Source organism: Corynebacterium sp. MSK074 (genome assembly GCF_030229735.1).
In the GTDB taxonomy this organism is placed as follows: domain Bacteria; phylum Actinomycetota; class Actinomycetes; order Mycobacteriales; family Mycobacteriaceae; genus Corynebacterium.
Window position 1 is genome coordinate 34,149 of the sequence record NZ_JASPIX010000013.1, and the last position, 21,818, is coordinate 55,966.

Below are 21,818 nucleotides of genomic sequence, written 5' to 3' on the forward strand. Positions count from 1 at the left end.
CGCGCCGCGGATTTTAGGCGCCTATGGCTACGACACCGCGCTGAATTGCGTCGATGGCCCGGCGGGCGTTGCGCTGAATTTCCCCGTCGTACCCCGTCTTAGCCACCTGTTGGAGCAGGTCAATAACTTGGCGGCACCAGCGGACAAAATCACCGGGGGTGAGCTCGGCGCCGGCTTCATTTGCCGCAGCCATGCAGTAGCCCAAAGGCGCCCCAGCCGCCCATTGGTGTACGGCCAAAGCGAATCCGGCCTCTGGTTCACGGGTGGGCGGCAGCCGGTGGCGCTGCTCATCAGCGGTAAGTTCGGTGTACACGCGCCACGTGGCATTCATAGCGTCAGCCATGCGCTCGGTGGCTGCTTCCGGTTGCCCACTGGTGGCCTTGCGGTTTTCGAAACAGCACAGGGAGGCAACGCCGGCCAGCTCTGCAGGATCGAGTTCATCCCAAATTCCGCGCTTGAGGCATTGAGCCACGAGCAAATCGGATTCGCTGTGAATTTTGGCAAGGCGCTCGCCTTCCTCCGTGATCACCGGCGTGCGATCGGCACCGGCCCCGGTGAACTCGACGTAGTCCATCTCTGCGAGGAGGTCCACGATGCGCTCGAAGGTGCGGCCCAATGTATCCGTGGCTTTATTGACCTTGGACTGCAGCTTGTCCCGATCACGCTCACGCCGTGCAAGCTTTTGTGCCAGGCCCGCCAGCTGTTCGCGGTCAGTAGCCGGCCACTCGTGAGCTGGATGAGCACGCAGTGCGTCGCGCAACTGACCTACCCGCTTATTTGGCCGAGCGCGGGTGTGCGACTTCATGCGCTTAGGACGGTCAAAGTGTTCGCGGTGCAAAACATCCTGCACATATCGGGTATTGCGGCGCGGGTTCTTGCGCACCGGCTTGGGGATCTTGATGCTACCGACTTGGATCGGTGGGTTATTGATTCCGGCTGCATCGATACGGCCAGACCACCCGGACTCAGTGGTAATCCACGGGCGGGGATCCGCAGTTTGGTTAGCGGGAGTAACAACCGCGGCGAGAATAGGACGCTTCTTGCCGGGCATGGCAATAACATCGCCCAGCTGCAGGCGCCCCAGTACCGCGATAACCTCTTGGTTTCGTTGATTGGCACTATCGATTTTTGATTGCTTTTCTTCCGCTGTGAGCTCGCGGCGCAGGCGGACATAGTCCATGAGAACCTCGGCGGGATCCTCCCCGTCTTTAGCAGGTGGTGCAAGCGAGGCCACGGCATCATCGAGCTGGTTGCGCAGTTCTTGCACGCGATGCTCGGCGCGTTCAATCTCGCGAGTTTCCTCCACGACGGATCCATCGGCCTGGAACTGCGCGAAAGACTTTTCCAAAAGGCGGAGAGAATCCTCGAAACCAAGCATTCCCAGCAGATTGATCGCCATATTGTAGCCCGGTGCAAAAGTGGAAATGAGAGGATACGTACGGGTAGAAGCAAGGCCAGCTACTTGACGCGGATCCATGGCGGGAGCCCACTGCACGACTGCATTGCCCAACGTATCGATGCCACGGCGTCCTGCCCGGCCAGTCAGCTGCGTGTACTGGCCTGGGGTGAGATCGACGTGCGCCTCACCATTGAACTTGATGAGCTTTTCTAGAACCACGGTGCGCGCCGGCATATTGATGCCGAGTGCGAGCGTTTCAGTGGCAAACACGGCGCGGACGAGCCCGCGTACGAATAGGTCTTCCACGATGTGCCGGAAGGCGGGCAGCATACCTGCATGGTGCGCGGCAAAGCCGCGGGACAGGGCTTCGCGCCAGCGCTTGAAGTCTAGGACCTGCAGATCTTCTTCAGGGATACCCTCCACACCCGCATCGACGATCTCCTTGATCTGCTGCGCCTCCTCTTGAGAGGTAAGCACCATGCGGCTGCGCAGGCACTGATAAAGAGCGCCGTCGCAGCCGGCGCGGGAGAAAATGAAGGTGATCGCCGGAAGCATGTCCTGCGATTGCAATACCTTCAATACCTCTGGGCGGCCTAAGGGGCGATAGCGATCCTGCTGCCGAGCGGCGCCGGAGCGTCCCTTTCCCTTACCGTGGAATTCGCTGCGTCCGCCACCCTTGTGACGCGCACGCGCACGAAAGCCCTTGCCGGATTTATAGTCTGCGCGACCATCGTCGGTATCGCCGGCTTCAAGGCGCTGGATCCTACGCTCTAGCTCGGAGTTGACCTGGCCGCCAGATTCTGGCTCGAAGAGCGGATAAATCTTGCGCCCCAGCATCATCCACTGGTCGAGGGGAACTGGGCGGTGTTCGGAGACGATGACGGTGGTATCGCCGCGCACGGTAGAAAGCCAATCGCCGAATTCTTCCGAATTAGACACTGTGGCAGATAGGCCGATGATGGAGACATGATCCGCGAGATTGAGTATGACCTCTTCCCACACTGCGCCGCGGGAGGCGTCAGCCAAAAAGTGGATCTCATCCATGACCACGTGGGTTAGACGATCCAGAGCCGCGGATTCTGCGTAAATCATATTGCGCAGCACCTCTGTGGTCATGACGACGATCTCTGCATCAGAGTTGATCGATACGTCACCGGTGAGCAGGCCTACGGCTTCTTCGCCATGCTCTTCCACCAAGTCGTGGTACTTCTGGTTACTCAAGGCTTTAATCGGCGTCGTGTAAAAGCACTTGGTTCCCCGGCTCAGCGCCAAAGAGACAGCAAATTCGCCCACGATGGTTTTGCCGGCGCCAGTAGGCGCGCAAACCAGTACGCCATGACCGTCCTCCACGGCCTGGCAGCCCTTTACCTGGAACTCATCCAACGGGTATGGCAGGGCTGCGGTAAAAGAATCCAGATGAGTTTCAGTCATGACTCCCCAGGCTACCCGTGCCTAGAGTACATCGTCGAAAAAGCCGCCGCTGGTCGACGAAGTCCCACTGGCGCCGGTGCTCCATGTCTGCTGTGGCTGCTGCTGTGCCTGTTGTATTGGCTGTGAAACGGGTTGAGTAGATCCCGGTGAAGGGTTTACTCTGCTCGGCGCCTCGACAGGGGTTGGCCCGCCGATGACTCCTGGTCCAGCACCAAGCGGCGAAGCAGTCTCATCATCGAGATCCATCCACTCGGGGCGTTCGCGTTGCATGCGCTTGTCATGGAGGCGGCAGAACTGGAATGCGATCTCGATGAGTAAGATGAGTGAACCAGCCAGTACCACCATCGAGAAAGGGTCCTGGCCTGGGGTGACGAAGGCGGCGAAAATCATCACGACGACAATGATGATGCGACGCTTGTCTTTGACGTGTTCATATTCGAGCACGCCAATAAGGTTCAGAGACACGATAAGCAGTGGGATTTCAAAGCTAATGCCAAAGATAAGCAGCAGGGCCAGGAGGAAGTAGAAATATCGCTCACCGGTCAGGGCCGCTGTTTGATACTCGGCGCCGATGCCCATGAGGAATTCCAAACCCACGGACAAGATGAAATAGGCCAGCACGGCACCGGCAACGAATAGGCCCACCGCGGCGCTGACAAAGCTCAACGTGTAGCGGCGCTCGTTCTTATGGAGACCAGGCACAACGAAGGCCCAGACCTGGTACAGCCACACCGGCGAGGACAATACGGTGCCAGCCAAGGCACCTACTTTTAGGCGCAACAGGAGCATTTCAAACGGGCTGGTGGCCAATAGTCGGCACTCGCCGTCCGCGCTGAAGGATGCTCGCTTATCGGGGGGCAGCGCACAATACGGTTCTCGTAGAATTTCACCCAACGGAGATAGCCCGAATGGTGCTCGCTGGTACCAAATGAACCCAATGATGGCCCCGACGACAACCGCTAACACGGAAATAATGATGCGACGGCGCAGCTCCTGCAGGTGCTCCACCAAGGTCATCTCCCCGGTGGGGTTCTTCTGCTTGCGCGAAAAGCGCAGCTTACCCTTCACGCTCTTGTTTGCTTTCTGGGGAGATAGAGGCTGTGACTGTGACGACATCAGTGTGGCTCTTTCAACGCAAAGAAGCGAACACTTCCCTACTGCACGGATTGCGGGTGCATATCCGCGCGCTGTAGGGGTGTTCGCGCGGCGACAGGTTAGGGGCGTTTACTGCTGAGTGTTGGTGTTGTTCTGCTGGCCCGGCTGCATGTCTGGGCGGTTCCAGAACTCCTCATCAGACTGCTGCTTCTGGTTCAGCTGTGCCTGAGACTGAGAACGCTGGGCTTCCTCGGAATGCATCTCATTGACCTCAGACTTGAAGATGCGCGCGGAACGGCCAATAGAGCGTGCCAATTCCGGCAACTTCTTTGCACCGAATAGCAAGACGATGACAAGAACGATTAGGCCAATTTCCATAGGTCCTATGCTCATGGAGAAACCTCTTTCAATTAGTGCACCAGCATGCCGGGAAGCATCACCGCCAACTTATCTGCCGGCGGGCGGGCGCAGTAAACGGGCAAGTAACTGGCTACTGAGTATAGCCGCTCAAGGCGGTGTTTCCTCGCTCCGCAATGAGGTTTACCACGGATTGAGGAGCCACTACCCGCAACCTATCAGCTTGAGCAAGGGCAAAGCGAATAAGCCAATCCACTGATCCCATTGGCATCGTTGCAGCTACTTCCCCATTTCCTAAGTCTTCGCCTAGGCGCATATCGTAATATTCAGCCAGCCACGTGAATTCTTGGTTAACTGCTAGTTGCACGGTGTCCCCATCGCCCAATTTAAAGGGTGAAGAAGCATCAAAGTCGAGGTCTTTCAGGTGCGGTTGGGATTCTTCCTCCACGATGCGAGCATTACTAATGCGGTCGATGCGGAAGGTGCGATGCGCTTGCTTTGCTTCCTCCCAAGCGGCCAAGTAGGCCTCGGAATCGACGATGAAAATGCGGGCTGGATCCACTACCCTTTCGGATTCTGCATTCGAAGAAGCACTCCAGTAGTGCAGCCGGATCCGCTTTCGTTCATCAACCGCCTGGGACAAAAGCGCCTGGATATCCGTCTCTTCAGGGGCTGGAGTAGATAGCGAATCATAAATGGCAACAGTTCTTTCATCCATGATGCCGCGCAGCTTAGCGGCGGCGGATTCGACCGCGCGGGCGTCGATTAGCCCTGGCATCGCCTGCAAGGACTCCAAGGTAAGAAGCAAGGCACCGGCTTCGGTTGGGGTGAGCCGCAGTGCCTGGCTTAAGCCTTGATCATTATGGATGGTTACCCCATCGCGATAGCTAAAGGAGAGATCGATGAGGTCTTCGGTATTGCGCCCCGTGCCGGAGCAAAAGAGGCGATCGAGAGCTTCCTTCAGCTCGCCGGGTTCCATACCTAAGTCCTTGGCCGCTTCCATGGGCGTCTTGTCGGGATGATTCTTGAAGTACGGAATCAGGTTCAAAGAGCGCACGAGCGCCTGGAGCTTCTGTGATCCATCAGCCATGACTAGCGTCCTTCCTGCGGATGTGCTGCCCTGCGCAAAAGGGAAACGACCTCCTGGCGTACTTCGGCTGGTTCCACCACTTGTACCTCCGGCGCATACCCAGCCGCGGTGCGTACGAGCCAGTCCTTATCCACTTTGCGCAGCATCACCGTGCCGTCGGGCTGCTGCTTGCCAGCATCCATGAGCTCCCGCGCCTGCCCCTCCGGGATGACAAGGCGTGCATCCACCTTTTCCCCGCGTTGCAGTGCACGCTCTACCAAGACCTGCAGGTCCACTGTGGGGCTGGTGTGCTCCGCGGGATCGTGCGAGCGTTTGATGTCAGAGACGCGGAGGGCGCGAAAGACGCGCGGTTCGTTGCGGTCCACATCGAATCCCACGAGGTAGATGCGGCTGTCCCGGTTGACCACTCCCCACGGGTCCATGATACGGCGTACCGGCTCAGTAGCCGGATTAGCACGGTAGGAAAACGTAATGCGGAGCTGATTGCGCACCGCAGCGAGCACCGCGGTGATGATTTCTGGGGCGAGTCGCGTGATGTCATTGACCGCCGTGTAAACCGGTGCGCCTGCGAGGTTGCGCGAGGCGCCGCTGGCAGCAATCTTTGTCCAACCCGACAGGGAAAAATCGCTTAAGCCTCCGGTGGTACCCACGCCTCCTGCAATGCCTAGAACCATGGCCTCCTCAGGGGAAAACTCCACCGGAGGAAGCTGGTAGCTGCTCGAGTCAAGGCGATAACGCGCACCATCTTCGCTACCGGAATGCACAATGGGCACCCCGGCGCGCTGGAGGGTTGCGATATCTCGGGCCAGTGATTTGGCGAAGGCTTCATCTGATTTATCGCCGTATCCTGCCACATGCCGGCGAATCCAGGAGGCGGTGCGATCCGGGCTACCGCCGGAGTTGGCGGCGCCCTGTAGCGCGAAAGAGAGGTTGGTGAGTCTTTCTACCGCCTCATCATGCCGTTTCGGCGCGGGGTTGTGTGCTGCCACGTGTTGTGTTGTCTCCCTGGTGCGGCTCGTGTGCTTCTAGCTGTGGTGTAGACGCATATAGTCTAGCAACGCATCGACCCGCTCTTCGTGGGCCACGAAGGGGTCTAGAAGCTCCTCGGTGCGTGGCTCAGGCCGGTTGACCTTAAGGCGCGTCCAGTCAACGGTGACGTTGGCCCCGAGGCTACGGGCAGCGGACAGGAACTGCCCGCGCAGCGCGGCGCGAGTGGTCGCGGGCGCGGTGTCCATGGCGCGTTCGATGTCGGCGTCCGAAATCCACCGATCAATAAGTCCCTTACGCTGCAGTACATGAAAGAGCCCGCGGCTCGGCCGGATATCGTGATAGGTCATATCAATCTGGGCGAGCTTGGGGTGGTCCCAGTGTCCGCCCAGCCGTGCACGGTAGCGCTCGAGCAGTCCCAATTTGATGACCCAGTCGATTTCTCGGTCCACGCCGGAGAAGTCTTGAGTCTCAATGGCGTGCAGCGTGCGCTGCCAGAGATCCACCACGCGCCGCATTTCTGCCGTGGGAGTTCCGGCGTCTTCGCGTTCTTCCAACCATTGGGTTGCGCGCTGGCATAGTTGCTGCTGGACCTCGAGTGCGGTGACGGATCCCCCTCCTGCGAGCGGTAGTTCGGTCGAGCCCGTCATATCGCGCGCGATGGCGCGGATATGGTGAATGGGTTTTTCGATGTCGAACTCCGGTAGGTCAAATCCGGCTTCCAGCATTTCCAGGATGAGCAGCGTGGAACCGACTTTTAGGGCCATGGTGGGCTCGGCCATGGTGGAATCGCCCACGATGACGTGCATGCGGCGGAAGCGCTTGGAATCGCCGTGTGGTTCATCGCGGGTATTGATGATGGGGCGTGAGCGGGTGGTGGCAGAAGATACGCCTTCCCAGACTTGGTCCGCCCGCTGCGAGAGCAGGAATTGGGCGGGCTTATCGCCCTTAGCGGGCTGCACCATGCCGGCGCCGCAGATGAGCTGGCGGGTAATAAGGAACGGAAGGAGTGCCAGCCCCAAATCCTTGAGCACCATGTGGCGGCTGATGAGGTAGTTTTCGTGGCAGCCGAAAGAATTGCCGGCCGAGTCCACGTTGTTCTTAAACAGGTACACCGCGCGCGGGTGCCCTTCTGCGGCAAAGGCCTGTTCAGCTTGTTCGCCCAGCCGGTTGACTATCGCATCGCCAGCGCATTCATAGGCCAGAAGCTGGCTCAAGCTATCGCACTCGGCGGTGGCTACCTCGGGGTGGGATCCGACGTCGAGATACAGGCGGCTCGCGTTGGTGGAAAAGATATTAGAGGAAGAATGTTCCTGAACGATGGGCCGGAAAAGCACGCGCGCCGCTTCATCAGGGCTCAGGACGCGTTCTCCTGGGCCCGCGCTGGTGGTTAAGCCATATTCCGTCTCGATGCCCATGATGCGACGGGCGAAGACGGGGCGCTGGTCACCCACCATTACTGCCCGCCTTTTTGGACATAAGAGCGCACGAATTCCTCGGCGTTGTTTTCTAGCAGCCCATCGATCTCATCGAGCAATTCATCGGTGCCGGCAGTATTGATGCTCAGCTGTGTGGAGGTAAACTCCTCCTCCCCCGTGGAGTCATCGCCGCCGTTACCGCCGGTGACCTGCGACTGGTGGGTTGACATGGTATGAACGTCCTTTCCTTCGCTTCTGCCTCGATGTCTGACTATTAGTTACGGTACTCGGGCTGGATACCGCTGTCAGTTAGTCCCTGAAGAAGATCCTCCACCGTAGGTGCGGCGTCGATGATCTCCTCGCACTGGGCGCGAGTCAGGCTGGTGGTCTCATCCATCGGAACCGTGGCCCAGGGTGCCGCGGTTTCCTCGCCTAACCGCACCGTGAGGCTTTGCCAGCTCGCGGCAATGATGTCTTCGCCGAATTTTTGCGTCACTCGGCCGCGGAAATACGCGCGGGTATCCTCCGGAGGGGTGCTGGCGGCGTCTTCAATCTCTGCAGCGCTAAAGAGCTGCCGCATCTGACCTTTACGCACCAGCGCGTGGTGTAGCGACTTGGCAGGATCGATCTCTGCGTATTGCAGGTCAATCAGGCGCAGCTTTGGGTCGGCCGGATCGATACCGCGGTCGAGGTAGCCCTTGATCAAGCGATACTTCGCCACCCAATCCAACAGGTGCGCGGCCTGCATCGGGTCCTTTGCCAGAAGTGCTACGGCCTCGTCCCAAGCCGCAAGCACCTTGTGATCGGCTTCTGTGCGTGGGGTTACGCGGGCGCGGTATTCAGCGAGGATTTCTAGGGCGGTGAGCTGGCGGGCGTCGGCAAGCTCGAGGCGATGCTGAAGGGAGAGATCGCGGCTGACGCGCGGGACCTCCGCCACGGCATCCTGCAAGCGGAGATCGCTAAAGTCCACACCCTGCTCAATCGCATCGAGCACTAGCGAGGTCATGCCTAGTTTGAGCAGCGTGGAGGTCTGCGACATATTCGCGTCTCCGATGATGACGTGGAGGCGCCCATAGTCCGCGTGCACCGCATGCGGCTCGTCGCGGGTATTGATGATGCCGCGATTGAGGGTGGTCTCCAGCGAGATTTCCTGCTCAATATAGTCAGCGCGCTGAGAGATCTGGAATCCCGGCTCCTCGCCAAATTCGCCGATCCCCATACGCCCGGCACCGATGACTACCTGGCGGGCCACGAAAAACGGGATAAGGGCCTGCGCCATAGTGTCAAAATCCGTGGCACGGGAGTACTGATAGTTCTCGTGCGAGCCATAAGACGCGCCCTTGCCGTCCACGTTGTTCTTGTAGAAACGTAAAGCAGGGCACGGGTCATGGTTGGCAAGGACAGACTTTCCTTGCTCAGTAAGGCCCGCTACGGCCGCTGCTGATTGCAGGAGCGTGGCGTCACCGGCGGCGTCGTAAAGCGTGGCGTCCCAGGCATTGGTGCACTCTGGGGCGGAATATTCTGGGTGTGCGTGGTCCACATAAAAGCGCGCGCCATTGGCCGTGACTACATTGGCTACCCCGATGGCGTTGGGGTCCACCACGGGCACGGTGTGGTAGCGCTTGAGATCGAAGCCGCGGGAATCGCGCAGCGGGTGTTCCTCGGCAAAATCCCAGCGCGAGCGCGCCCCAGTGTGCATCGCGGCATACGCTACCACCGCGTGCGTGGAAGAAATGATGGGCGAATACTCCGGCAGCTCCGGGGTGGCAATGCCGTACTCAGTCTCGGTACCTACAACGCGGCTCATGCGCTCCTCCTAACGGTCAGTAGCTCCACCCGCTCAACGCGGGCACCTGCATGGTCTTGGGAGATGATCTTGGTCCACTCCTCGGGGTTGGTAGAGGTGGGCACGTACTCGGATTCCGCGCGCTCGGTCGCGATAGCCTGGAGCAAATGCTGCTTGGCGATGCCCCCCTCGCGCCCGCCTATCCCCTGCTCACTGCCCGCACGCTGTTGCAGTTCGTCCTTGATAGCCAGCTTCTTGGCGCGGGAGAGGATATTGGCAATCATCGCGCCGGAGACGAAGTCCCGGTAGTGCAATACCTCGCGCTCGCCGCTGGAAAAGTGCAGCTGCACAAAGGGGCGATCGGCATAAAGCTCGTCCACCGCAGTGCCGATAAGTTCCTCTAGCGTGCCCTGGTGCGGCACGGATTCTGCAAAGTGGCGGGCGAAAATCTCGCGGGCACCCTGTTTACTCGGCCGGTTAACCCGGATCTTGATATCGAGCCGCCCGGGGCGCATGATGGCTGGGTCGATGAGCTCCTCGCGGTTGGTAGCGCCAATAACGATCACATTGGAAAGGCTCTCCACGCCGTCAAGTTCTGTGAGCAGCTGCGGCACCACCGTGGTTTCCATATCCGAAGACACGCCTGAGCCACGGGTACGGAAGATCGATTCCATCTCATCAAAAAAGATGACCACCGGCCGGTCGGAACTCAGCTGGGCTAATTCACGAGCGCGCTCAAAGATGAGGCGGATGCGGCGTTCCGTTTCCCCTACGTACTTATTGAGCAACTCTGGGCCCTTGATATTGAGGAAGTAACTCGGCCCATCACTGCCCAGTTGCTGCGCCAAAGAATGGGCCACGGCCTTAGCAATAAGCGTCTTACCGCACCCAGGCGGGCCATAAAGGAGGACGCCCTTAGGCGGCTGTAGCTCGTAGTGGTGATAGAGGTCCGGATGAATAAACGGCAGTTCCACGGAATCGCGGATCTGGGAAATCTGCTCATCGAGCCCGCCGATGTCCTCATAGCGCACATCGGGGACCTCCTCAAGGGAGAGCTGGGAGACCTCCGTCTTTTCCACCTTTTCCAGCGCGATGGCGGCCTTGGGGTCGACCAACACTATCTCGCCTGCTGCCACGCGGGTTTCCTCGCGCAGTGCCTGCGATAGCAACACCACTTTTTCCTCGCCGGAGGAATTTGCCACGATGAGGCGGCTCTCTCCCAGGCGCTCCACCACGGTGGCGAGCTCACCCGTGCGCTCGGGTGCGCACCCTTCCACCACTACGAAGCCATCGCCCAAGCGAACCTGCTGGCCGGCCACTAGGCTGCCCGGTTCCACATTGGGCGAAACCTTAAGCTGCATCACGCGGCCGTTGGTGTAGACCTCCGCGGTGGTTCCCACCTCGCTGTGGGTAGGCGAATAGCCTAAGAAAACGCCGTAGGTCGATGCCGGCTCAGCTAGCGCGTTAAGCTCCGCAAAAAGCTGTTCGAGCTTCCCACGCGATTCTTTTAATAAGCCCGCCAACTTCTGATTGCGGGCAGCAAGCTGGCTAATTTGCCGCTTATAGTCCGTGGCTTCATCCATGCCCACTACTCTAACGCGGCCCAGTCGGCGAAAGAGGGTACTTGCGCTTTAAATTCTGGGCGCTGAGGTGAGCCTATTTCCAGCTTTACTTGCGGGCGCGGCGCTGCGGGCGCGGCGGGGTCACGCCATCGGCCAGGCGGCGGGTCCAGATAAGGAAGGCGGTATGCGCATTCATACGGTGCTCCGGGCGCGTAGCCAGGCCTTCAACCTTCCATTCGCGCACCAGTGATTCCCAGGCCTTAGGCTCGGTAAAGCACTTGAGCTCGCGGATTCCTTCCATGACCTTCATCAACTGCGGCACCGTTGCCACGTAGGTCATGAAGACACCACCTGGAATGAGAAGATCGCGCACGGTCTCCAAGTGCTCCCAGGGCTCGAGCATATCGAGGATCACGCGGTCTACCGGCCCACCCAAGTCCTCGGCGGTGACATCTCCTAAATCGCCGAGGCGCGGCGACCACCACTCGGGCTGCTCGCCAAAGTATTCCTTGACGTTATCTACCGCATACTCGAGGTGGTCATCGCGCACCTCATAGGAATACACATGCCCCTCTGGCCCCACGGCGCGCAGCAGGGACATAGACAGCGCACCGGAGCCAGCGCCGGCCTCGAGCACGCGCGCGCCCATGAAGATATCGCCCTCTACCAAAATCTGCGCCGCATCCTTGGGGTAGATCACCGCGGCACCGCGCGGCATGGATAGCACGTGATCCACCATCAGGTGGCGGAAAAGCAGGAAGGAGGAGCCAAGGGTGGACTCAATGACCGAGCCCTCGTCCATACCCACGATGTCATCATGGTTAATGATGCCCTTGTGGGAGTGGAACTGGCCTCCTTCTTCCAGAATAACCGTGTAGTGGCGCCGCTTGGCGTCGGTAAGCTGCACGCGGTCGCCATAGGCAAAGGGGCCGGAATAAGCCATGTCTCAAGACTCCTCGAGGTTGCGGTTACTATCCCACCAAGTATGCCTCAAGTGCCTGCGCGAGCCATACTTGGTCCCGCTCGCCCACCATTTCCCGCGCCGAGTGCATAGACAGCATGGGCACGCCCACATCCACAGTATCGATGCCCAAACGCGTCGCCGTAATGGGACCGATGGTCGAGCCACAGGGCACATCATTATTGCCCACAAACCGCTGCACCGGTACGCCTACCTTCTCGCACGCTGCTTCCCACAGCGCCACCGTGGTGGCATCGGAGGCATAGCGCTGGTTGCCATTGATCTTGGTCACCGGGCCCTTGCCGATGATCGGATGGTGCGTGGGATCGTGCTTGCCCACGTAGTTGGGGTGCACCGAATGGGCTGCATCGGCCGAGACACAGCTCGAGTGCGAGAACATCTGGAAGCGTTCCTCCTCGTTGGCCCCCAGCGCTCGTGCAGTGCGGGTAAGTACATCTGCCAGGATGGGACCGCCCGCGCCGTAGCGCGAGCTCGAGCCCACCTCTTCATGGTCAAAGGCCATCATGACCAAGATATCCTTGCCTTGGTAGACCTCGGCGGCCTTTTTCATCGCTTCCAAAGAGGCGTGTACGGAAGAAAGGTTATCCATGCGCCCAGCCGCAATGAACTGCTCGCCCGCGCCAAAGACTTCGCCGCGAGCGGCATCGGCCGTAATCAGGTTGAAGGAAGCAATATCCTGCTTGGCGACGCCCGCCTTCTCCCCCACTACCTGCAAGATGGATGCCTCCGGGTCACCCACGCTCAAAACCGGCTGCATGTTGTGCTGACGGTCCGGCTTGAACTCATCCTTGCGGTAGAGGTGGATTGCCAGGGACGGAAGGCGCAGTACCGGGCCAGTATTGACCAGGTGCCGCGTGCCGTCCTTGGTGACAATCTGCCCGGCAACGGTCAGCTCCCGGTCAAACCAGGTATGCAGCAGCGCACCGCCATAGATTTCTACTGCCACCTGCTGCCAGCCGGCTGCGGAAAAGTCCGGCGTGGGCTTAAGAACCAAGCCCGGCGAATCTGTATGGGATCCGACGATACGGAAACCAGAATTCTTATCCGCGCCCTCTGGCACGTACCACGCCGCTACCGCGCCGCCGCGCACCATGACGTGGCCGCCTGGCGCAGCGGACCACTGCGTTCCCTCATCCTGTACCTCAAATCCCGCCTCGCGCAGCTGGCGGGATACCTCATCAGCAGCGTGGTACGAAGAAGGAGAAGTAGCAATGAAATCTAGGAAATCTGCGGTATAACTCATACCTCCTAGCTTGCCACGAATCGCGCGGCGATAGGCTAGATACACCATGGCTACTTCATCTACACCCCGCCCACTGGCCCTGTCGCCCTCGCGCGCCTCCGACTATAAGCAGTGCCCGCTGCTCTATCGCTTTCGCGCCATTGACAAGTTGCCCGAGCCCAAGACCATCGCCCAAGTCAAAGGAACCCTTGTGCACGCCGTTTTGGAAGAGATGCACAAGCTACCGCGCGAAGAGCGCACCTATCCTGCCGCGGTGAAGATGATTAAGCCCTCCTGGGCAGAGATGACTGCCAAAGACGAGGAACTTTTAGAGCTCGTGCCAGAAGAAGACACCTACGACTTCTTCGTCGCTGTCAGGGAACTGCTCAAAGGCTATTTCCAGATGGAAAATCCCCAAGGCTTTGATTGCCAAGAAACAGAGATGTACGTCAATACGGTCCTGCCCAATGGCGTCCCCGTCCGCGGCTTCATCGACCGCGTGGACCGCGCCCCAACTGGCGAGGTCCGAGTCGTGGATTATAAAACCGGCAAGAAGCCACTTCCCCGCTATTCCCAGGATGCACAATTCCAGATGCGCTTTTATGCGCTGGTCTACTGGCGCATTCTAGGCACCATTCCCCACCAATTGCGCCTGATGTACCTCAAGGTCTTGGACTCGATGTTTCTTAGCCCAAACCGTGAGGAACTCGAATACTTCGAGCGCGATCTCGGCGAATTGTGGGCCAAGATTGAGGCCGATGGGCGCGCCGGGGACTTCCGCCCGAAGCCATCCAAGCTCTGCGGCTGGTGCGCCCACCAGGATCTCTGCCCCGAATTTGGCGGCACTCCGCCGCAGTACCCGGGCTGGCCGGGTTCCGCGGCGGATACGAAGGACTAGCGCCCCACCTGCCTAGAAAAGGCCCGAAATGGTGCCCTGCTTATCGACGTCGATATTATTGGCCGCAGGCTTCTTCGGTAGTCCCGGCATCGTCATGACGTTGCCCGTGAGCACGACGATAAATCCCGAACCGGTGCGTGGCAGCAATTCGCGCACGTGCAGCGTATGGCCTTCCGGCGCCCCCAGAGCAGAGGCATCATCGCTGAAGGAGTACTGCGTCTTAGAGATGACCACCGGCAGCTTGTCCCAGCCATTGTCTTGGATGTACTTGAGATCCTTGAGCGCCTTTGCCCCGTATTCCACACGGTCTGCGCGATAGATCTCGCGCGCGATGGTCTCGATGGAGGCCTCGATTCCCTCCTGCGGATCGTAGAGCTGCTTGGCTCCTCCCTGTAGGTTCTCCAGCAAGGTCTCTGCCAGCTTGGTAGCGCCCGCGCCACCCTCGGACCAGACATTGGCTTCCTCCAATGCCACCCCAAAGTCTTCGGCCCACTGCCGCATGAACTCGCGTTCTGCCTCGGTATCGGACCAAAATAGGTTGAGCGCAACAACTGGCTTGATCCCGAACTTGCGCAGGTTTTCTACGTGGCGCTCTAGGTTGACTATGCCCGCCTTGAGGGCATCCAGGTTTTCCTCAGTGAGCTTATCCTTGGCCACACCGCCGTTGTATTTCTGCGAGCGGATGGTGGCAACGACCACGGCGCCAGCAACATCTAGGTCGCCAAAGCGCGCCTTAATGTCGACGAACTTTTCTCCGCCGAGGTCGGAGCCGAAGCCGGCCTCGCTTAAGACGATATCGCCAAATTGCAGTGCGGTGTGGGTTGCCAACAGGGAGTTGCAGCCGTGCGCAATATTGGCGAATGGCCCACCGTGCACCAAGGCCGGCACGCCGCCAAGGGTCTGTACAAGGTTCGGGTTGAGGGCATCACGCATGAGCGCCGCGAGCGCACCTTCCGCATTCAAGTCACGGGCGGTAACGGGGCGCTGATCATAGGTGAACCCAATAGTGATATCGCCGAGGCGCTTCTTTAGGTCCTCGAGGTTCGTGGCCAAGCACAAGATGGCCATGATTTCGGAGGCCGCGGTAATGGTGAAACCGGTTTCTGCAGGCACACCGTGAGCCGGCCCGCCCAGGCCGGTCACCACGCTGCGCAGGGCACGGTCGTTGACGTCCATGCACCGCTGCCACGTCACGCGCCGCGGGTCGATGCCCAAGGCGTTGCCTTGATGGATGTGGTTATCAATGATGGCGGCCAGGGTGTTGGTTGCAGAGGTAATGGCATGAAAATCGCCGGTGAAGTGAAGGTTGATGTCCTCCATGGGGACAATCTGTGCATAGCCGCCACCAGCCGCGCCGCCCTTAATACCCATCACTGGTCCTTGGGAGGGCTCACGCAGGGCAACGATGGCCTTCTTACCCAACTGATCCAGGGCGTCGGTAAGGCCAATGAGCACGGTGGACTTGCCCTCGCCGGCAGGTGTGGGCGATACGCCGGTGACAAGCACCAGCTTGCCTTGGTTTTCCTTGGAATAGTCCACCTTGGTGATATCGACTTTGGCTTTGGTGGTGCCATAGGGAATCACGGCGTCGGCAGGAATGCCCGCCTTGGCCGCAATCTCCGCGATTGGCTGCAGGTGGTGGGCTTGGGCAATTTCAACATCGGATGGCTGAGTAGTCATGGTCTTAGCTTACCGAGCTCGGGAGTTAAATAACCCGCATTTTTCCAAGAAAGTGAATTGAATCAATCTGCCTGTCCACGCTGCGATCCAAAAAGGCGCCCTACAGGGCGCCTTGCGGGTGGACTTGTCGTCTATCTCTTACAGGATGACGAGGCCAAATGCGTACCCCAAGAGGACAGAAACCACGATGCTGACCGTGCCTGGGATGAGGAATGGGTGGTTGAATACAGCCTTGCCGATTCGAGTCGAACCTGTATCGTCCATCTCCACCGCTGCCAGCAGCGTTGGGTAGGTCGGCAGGATAAATAGAGCCGAGACGGCCGGGAAAGCAGCGACTGCGGTAAGGGGACTTACGCCCAAAGCCAGGGCGGCTGGCATGAGGGCCTTGGTTGTAGCGGCCTGCGAGTACAGTAGCGCTGCGGCGAAGAACAAGACCACCGCGAGCAGCCACGGCGAAGACTCAATAACGCTACCAGCCATAGACTGAATATCGTCCATGTAGTGGTTGATAAGGCTGGTACCCAACCAAGCAACGCCTAGCACACAAATACATGCGGACATACCGGACTTAAATACCGGCGTATTGAGAACATCCCCCGCCGGGAACTTCGACATCATGACGATGATGGTGGCCGCGGTGAGCATAACCGTCATAATTGCCTCATTACGTGGCAGGGTTGGCTCTGCAATTAGCCCGACCTGCTCCGAGGTCAGCGTGGCCCATGCCATCACGATGACGATGGCTACCAAGAACACCAGAACAGAAGCCTTGGCGCCCTTCTGCGGCTGGAAGTTCTCGGCGCCCAGTGGTTGCTTAACCAAGCCTTGCGCCTTGCGCTCCTGGTACACCGGGTCATCATCTAGTTCCTTGCCAAACTTATTAGCAATCCACGCAGCTGGGAAGATAGACAGGAAGGTTGCCGGAATGACGACTGCTAGCACCTGCAAATAGCCCGCTCCGGCTGGCTCCAACAGACTGGCTAGGAGAACGACTGCGGCAGATATAGGCGAGGCACAAATTGCCATCTGGGAGGCAACTACCGCAATGGAAAGCGGGCGTGACGGGCGAACCTTGCCTTCTTTAGCTACCTCAACAATGACCGGCAGCGTAGAAAATGCAGTGTGGCCGGTACCGGCCAGCACCGTCATCAACCAAGTAACGATGGGCGCGTAGAACGTAATCCGCTTTGGGTTTTTACGCAAAAACTTTTCTGCAATGTGCACCAGGTAGTCCATGCCACCAGCCCTCTGCATTGCGGCGATGGCGGCAATGACGGTCATGATGATACCGATGACGTCGAACGGGATGTCTTCCCTAGTAATGGGGACACCGGTGAGACCAAGGGCCAACACACCGAGGCCGCCGGCCATACCGATACCAATTGAACCAATCCTCGCGCCCAAGAAGATGGCGGCGAGAACGATGACTATATGAACAATAACCATGGACATACTCCATACGCTCTGTATGCAAACTAAGGGCACGCGTCTCCATACAGAGTGCATGCCGTCCTCAACATCTTCTATTGTGCACCTATCACGTCGATTAATTCACTCGAATTGTCCGTTTGTGTTGATTCCCACATGTATTAAGCGTCTCGTTATAAGACGGTCGGTATCCTTCTCCGCATTCGCCCAGCACAGGGCCGTAAAAGGACACTAGCTACCGCCGATTCCATGCACACAAAAGACCCCTACAGCCTTCGCCAGTTTTCCTTGTACATCAAGAGAAAATGGCAGAGACCGTGGGGGTCTACTATGCGGGGCGCTATGCCCTACTGCTTCTCAAAAGCCGAGTCTTTAGTCCTCGTCGATGAAGAGCTGACCGCGGAACTCTGGGTGCATGAGGTTTTCAACGGACAGAACCTTGTTCAAGGTTGCCTCATCGAGCAGGCCCTTCTCCAGGACGAGTTCCTTGACGCCCTTGCCGGTCTCCAGGGACTCCTTGGCAATCAGGTCACCGTTGTGGTGGCCGATGAACGGGTTCAGGTAGGTGACGATACCAATGGAATTTTCCACGTACGCACGGCACACGTCTGCATTAGCGGTAATGCCGGTGACGCACTTTTCGTGCAGGGCATCCACGGCGTTACCCATGATGCGAATGGACTGGAACAGCGCCTCGCCGATGACCGGCTCCATGACGTTGAGCTGCAGCTGGCCAGCCTCAGCGGCCATGGTGACGACATGGTCATTGCCGAAGATCTTGAAGCAGGTCTGGTTCACAACCTCCGGGATAACCGGGTTGACCTTACCCGGCATGATGGAGGAGCCGGCCTGACGGGCAGGCAGGTTGATCTCAGCCAGGCCAGCGCGTGGACCGGAAGACAGCAGGCGCAGGTCATTACAGATCTTGGCAAGCTTCATTGCTGCGCGCTTGATGGTGGCGTGCAGCAGCACGTAAGCACCACAGTCAGAGGTTGCCTCAATGAGATCGCGGGCGGTCTTCATCTCCAAGCCGGTGACCTCAGACAGAGCTGCGGTGACCTGGTGGCGGTAGCCGGCCGGGGTGTTCACGCCGGTGCCGATTGCGGTTGCGCCCAAGTTGATCTCGAGCAGGCGACGCTGTGCATCGCGCAGCAATGCCTGCTCCTCGTTCAGGTTATTGGCAAAGCCCTTGAACTCATCACCCAAGGTCATCGGAACCGCATCCTGAAGCTGAGTACGACCCATCTTCAGGATGTCCTGGAACTCATTGCCCTTGACCTGGAATGCGGCACGCAGACCATCCATGCGCTCAATGAGGTGATCCACTGCTGCATGCAGACCCAAGCGGAAGCCGGTCGGGTAAGCATCGTTGGTGGACTGGGACATGTTCACATCATCATTCGGGTTGATGATGTCATAGGAGCCCTTCTCCTCACCGAGGTACTCCAGCGCGAGGTTGGCAACAACCTCGTTGGTGTTCATGTTCAGCGAGGTACCAGCGCCACCCTGGAAGACGTCCAGCGGGAACTGATCCATGCAGCGACCCTCTTCCAGGATCTGGTCACAGGCCCAGATGATGGCTTCAGCCTTCTTCTTTGGCAGAACGTGCAGGCGGCGGTTTGCCATGGCGGCCGCCTTCTTGACCTGGACCATGCCGCGGATGAAGTGCGGGATGGTGTTGATGGTCACGTAAGAGATCTGGAAGTTCTCCATGGCGCGTACGGTGTGCACACCGTAGTAAGCGTCAGCGGGAACTTCCAAGGAGCCAAGAAGGTCGGTCTCGGTGCGAGTCTTCTTGCTGGAGTTCTTAGGTGCCTTTTGTTCGGCCACCTTCTGCTGTGCGGCGTGAGTGGAAGTGTCAGCTTCCTTCTTCTTCACGTCCTTTGCTGCAGACTTGGTGTCCTTTTCTTCTTTCTTAGAGGACTTTGCCATGATGGCTCGGCTCCTTTGCCTGTCGAGACTTATATTCGAATGAGTAACCTCAAGCGCTAATGTTAGCCACGACTGAATCTATTTGGGCCGACCCAGAGAAATTGATCCCCCTAAAAGCGGGCGATGCGTAAATCGGAAGCCAAAATCGCTTCCGCACCGAGTTGGGAAAGTCGGTCCATGACTTGGTTGGCTTGTTTCTTCGGAACCATCGCTCGCACTGCCACCCAGTTCTCACGCGCTAACGGCGACACCGTAGGACCGGTCAATCCTGGAGTAATACCAGCGGCTGCGTCGAGGTTGGATTGAGCGATGTTGTAATCGATCATCAGATAGGTGCGAGCGTGCAGAATTCCCTGAATGCGGTCGAGCACTACCTGCTCTTCCTCGGTGACCTCTACCCCCGTGCGCTTAATGACTACCGCCTCGGACTCGATGATCGGCTCCCCGAACGGCGCTAACCCTTGCTGACGCAAAGTAGTACCAGTTGACACGACATCAGCAATAACATCGGCAACTCCTAGCCGGATGGAAATCTCTACGGCCCCGTCCAATCGAATAACATCGGCCTCAATCCCATGTGCGGCGAGGTTTGTGCGGACAAGATTGGGGTACGACGTCGCGATCCGCCGCCCGGCCAGTTGAGAGATATCCCACTCCTCCCCCTGCGGGGCTGCGTACCGGAACGTGGAGCCACCGAAGCCTAACGGCAAAACTTCATCAAAGCTCGCTTTAGAGTCAAGTGCCAAGTCCCGGCCCGTAATGCCTAGGTCTAAGACCCCGCGGGCGACATAGATGGCGATATCTTTCGGCCGTAGGAAAAAGAATTCTACCCCGTTATCGGCATCTACCACGTTGAGCGCCTTGGAATGCCCGCGGCCCTTGTAACCGGCCTCTGTAAGGATTTCCACGGCAGCTTCTGACAATGAGCCCTTATTCGGTACAGCAATCTTGATCATGCGGATCCTTCCATCCTGTGGGGTGTTGCCTAGAGGTACTTATAAAGGTCTTCAGGGGTAAGTCCGCGCTTGAGCATCATGACCTGAGTCCAATAGAGCAGCTGGGACATCTCTTCCGCCAGCTCATCGTCGGACTGATACTCAGCGGCGATCCATACTTCCCCGGCTTCTTCGATGATCTTTTTACCAATGAAATGCTCGCCTTTATCCAGCGCGGCAACGGTGCCAGAACCAGCTGGACGCTGGTCGGCCTTCTCGGCTAGTTCGGCGAAAAGAGTCTCAAAGTTCTTCACGTCTACCTATTGTTCCACAGGTAGATAGAGAATGTAGTGGAACTCTGAATTTCTATTGCCGCGCCGAAATCTTAGCGAACCACTTATAGATGTCAGTGGCCTTAGCTCCCGCGAGGTGCCGCGAATCGCGGAGGCGAGAAATTTCGGTGACCTCGGTCGGTACCTGAACCTGGTCATCTTCGGGCAAACCGATAACCGCACAGCCGGCATCAACTGCGGCGCGCATGCCGGTTGCGGAATCTTCAAAAACTAAGCACTCTGCGGGATCTGCGCCAATGCGGCGGGCGGCCTCGCGGTACATATCCGGCGCTGGTTTGCCGGCAGGAACCTCATCCCCGCAGATAGTATCGACGAAATAGTGCCGCCCCAACGCATTGATAACAGCGTCAGCGACATTGCGCTCGGTATTGGTAGTGACCATCATGGGCACCCCATCCGCTTTCAGTTCCTGAAGCAGTGGAGGGATTCCCGGAGAGATTTCCAGCTGGCGAGCAAAAAGGCCCTTGACATAGTCAAACATTCGGGCGCGGTAACGCTCGCTGTCCCCGGGGTGCAGCACCACCCCCGCATTATCCGCGCAGATTGCCAAGGTGGTATCAAAGGTCGCGCCCACAGTAGCCAGGCGCTGGGTGGGAGTGAGCCGTTTGCCCAGCAGTTCTGAAAGGTAAAACGTTGCCTCCGCCCAAAGGGGCTCCGAATTAGTGAGGGTGCCATCCATATCCCAGAAGATGGCGGCGGGCTTAGTCAGGCCGGAAGCGGCGGTGGAGTGCGGCACGAGAATAAAGCTAGCTTTCTCTATCAGGTAGGAAATAGTTTCGCCGTTCACGCTGTGGGCACACGGCGGCAAAAGCCAGCCGCGCAGTTAGCGCGAGCTGGCGCTTACTAAAGCGGAAGGGTCAGAACTAAAAATCCAGTTCCGGAATCTGCGACAGGGCTTCGTCGTCTGCTCCGGTGGCCGCGCTGGCGTTATAGATAAGCTCAGAGAGCTCTTCCTTTTCCTCTGGCTCGAGAACGGCATCGTGTTGAGCGCGATTAAAATCTGCCAACTTGCGAACGGTCTTGGACAAGACGGTGACCAACTGTGGTCCGTCAGGATCGTCCGGAAGAGCATCCAGCCCATCGAGCATCTGCTCAAGGTGGCCGCGCAGCTCTGGGAGGACGTTGGCGTCAAACGGTGCCTCCCAGAACTCCTTTTCCTCTTCCTTGAGGTAATCGCCGGTGGCGAAGGACTTCAGGTCACTAATGAACTCATCTACGGTGGGCTGGAAATCGGCGCGAATGCTCATGCTGTAGATACTGCCC

At 58.6% G+C, this 21,818-nt stretch carries 19 protein-coding genes; 1 reads left to right on the forward strand and 18 read right to left on the reverse strand.

What is annotated here, in order from left to right:
- Window positions 1–13 precede the first annotated feature (13 nt).
- From QP965_RS09965 to QP965_RS10015, 11 genes are all read right to left on the reverse strand, one after another.
- Window positions 14–2,830, reverse strand: a complete 2,817-nt coding sequence (locus tag QP965_RS09965) for a DEAD/DEAH box helicase (RefSeq protein WP_284844826.1) — start codon at window positions 2,828–2,830, stop codon at window positions 14–16.
- A gap of 21 nt (window positions 2,831–2,851) precedes the next feature.
- Window positions 2,852–3,946 (reverse strand): twin-arginine translocase subunit TatC, encoded by a 1,095-nt coding sequence (tatC, locus tag QP965_RS09970; RefSeq protein ID WP_502869263.1) that lies wholly within the window; start codon window positions 3,944–3,946, stop codon window positions 2,852–2,854.
- Window positions 3,947–4,054: 108 nt separating this feature from the next.
- Window positions 4,055–4,318, reverse strand: a complete 264-nt coding sequence (tatA, locus tag QP965_RS09975; protein WP_269945208.1) for a Sec-independent protein translocase subunit TatA — start codon at window positions 4,316–4,318, stop codon at window positions 4,055–4,057.
- Between the two features lie 97 nt (window positions 4,319–4,415).
- A complete protein-coding gene (locus QP965_RS09980; protein ID WP_284769007.1) occupies window positions 4,416–5,372 on the reverse strand; it encodes a helix-turn-helix transcriptional regulator in 957 nt (318 codons plus the stop codon).
- A gap of 2 nt (window positions 5,373–5,374) precedes the next feature.
- Window positions 5,375–6,361, reverse strand: coding sequence for a helix-turn-helix transcriptional regulator (locus QP965_RS09985; protein WP_284844827.1), 987 nt, complete (start codon window positions 6,359–6,361; stop codon window positions 5,375–5,377).
- A gap of 36 nt (window positions 6,362–6,397) precedes the next feature.
- Entirely contained in the window at window positions 6,398–7,816 is a 1,419-nt protein-coding gene (gene pafA, locus QP965_RS09990) for a Pup--protein ligase (RefSeq protein WP_284844828.1), read from the reverse strand.
- Window positions 7,816–8,007, reverse strand: a complete 192-nt coding sequence (locus QP965_RS09995; protein ID WP_239278812.1) for a ubiquitin-like protein Pup — start codon at window positions 8,005–8,007, stop codon at window positions 7,816–7,818. Before QP965_RS09995 ends, pafA begins: the two co-directional genes overlap by 1 nt.
- A 44-nt stretch (window positions 8,008–8,051) precedes the next feature.
- On the reverse strand, window positions 8,052–9,584 hold the full coding sequence (dop, locus tag QP965_RS10000) for a depupylase/deamidase Dop (RefSeq protein ID WP_284844829.1): 1,533 nt from the start codon (window positions 9,582–9,584) through the stop codon (window positions 8,052–8,054).
- The gene (gene arc / locus QP965_RS10005; protein WP_284814781.1) at window positions 9,581–11,146 is read right to left on the reverse strand and encodes a proteasome ATPase; all 1,566 of its coding nucleotides are present in this window, start codon (window positions 11,144–11,146) and stop codon (window positions 9,581–9,583) included. Before arc ends, dop begins: the two co-directional genes overlap by 4 nt.
- 85 nt (window positions 11,147–11,231) lie before the next feature.
- Window positions 11,232–12,068 carry a tRNA (adenine-N1)-methyltransferase gene (locus QP965_RS10010; protein ID WP_005324783.1) on the reverse strand — a complete coding sequence of 279 codons (837 nt, stop codon included), beginning with the start codon at window positions 12,066–12,068 and terminating at the stop codon, window positions 11,232–11,234.
- 28 nt (window positions 12,069–12,096) lie between these two features.
- Window positions 12,097–13,350, reverse strand: coding sequence for a M18 family aminopeptidase (locus QP965_RS10015; RefSeq protein ID WP_284844830.1), 1,254 nt, complete (start codon window positions 13,348–13,350; stop codon window positions 12,097–12,099).
- A 46-nt stretch (window positions 13,351–13,396) separates the two neighbouring features.
- Between QP965_RS10015 and QP965_RS10020 the strand changes: the two genes are divergently transcribed.
- Window positions 13,397–14,227, forward strand: coding sequence for a RecB family exonuclease (locus tag QP965_RS10020; RefSeq protein WP_284844831.1), 831 nt, complete (start codon window positions 13,397–13,399; stop codon window positions 14,225–14,227).
- Between the two features lie 12 nt (window positions 14,228–14,239).
- Here QP965_RS10020 and QP965_RS10025 read toward each other — a convergent pair whose 3' ends face one another.
- The 7 genes from QP965_RS10025 to QP965_RS10055 form a co-directional block, all read right to left on the reverse strand.
- Window positions 14,240–15,907: a formate--tetrahydrofolate ligase gene (locus tag QP965_RS10025; RefSeq protein ID WP_284844832.1), complete on the reverse strand. Its 1,668-nt coding sequence runs from the start codon at window positions 15,905–15,907 to the stop codon at window positions 14,240–14,242.
- Window positions 15,908–16,045: 138 nt separating this feature from the next.
- Window positions 16,046–17,353, reverse strand: coding sequence for an anaerobic C4-dicarboxylate transporter (locus QP965_RS10030; RefSeq protein ID WP_284766484.1), 1,308 nt, complete (start codon window positions 17,351–17,353; stop codon window positions 16,046–16,048).
- A 354-nt stretch (window positions 17,354–17,707) separates the two neighbouring features.
- Entirely contained in the window at window positions 17,708–19,267 is a 1,560-nt protein-coding gene (aspA, locus tag QP965_RS10035) for an aspartate ammonia-lyase (protein ID WP_239274247.1), read from the reverse strand.
- 110 nt (window positions 19,268–19,377) lie between these two features.
- Window positions 19,378–20,223: an ATP phosphoribosyltransferase gene (gene hisG / locus QP965_RS10040; protein ID WP_284766485.1), complete on the reverse strand. Its 846-nt coding sequence runs from the start codon at window positions 20,221–20,223 to the stop codon at window positions 19,378–19,380.
- Between the two features lie 29 nt (window positions 20,224–20,252).
- Entirely contained in the window at window positions 20,253–20,516 is a 264-nt protein-coding gene (locus tag QP965_RS10045) for a phosphoribosyl-ATP diphosphatase (protein WP_204609052.1), read from the reverse strand.
- A gap of 52 nt (window positions 20,517–20,568) precedes the next feature.
- Window positions 20,569–21,291 carry an HAD family hydrolase gene (locus tag QP965_RS10050; protein WP_284844833.1) on the reverse strand — a complete coding sequence of 241 codons (723 nt, stop codon included), beginning with the start codon at window positions 21,289–21,291 and terminating at the stop codon, window positions 20,569–20,571.
- Window positions 21,292–21,418: 127 nt separating this feature from the next.
- On the reverse strand, window positions 21,419–21,802 hold the full coding sequence (locus QP965_RS10055; protein WP_005324796.1) for a hypothetical protein: 384 nt from the start codon (window positions 21,800–21,802) through the stop codon (window positions 21,419–21,421).
- Between the last annotated feature and the right edge of the window lie 16 nt (window positions 21,803–21,818).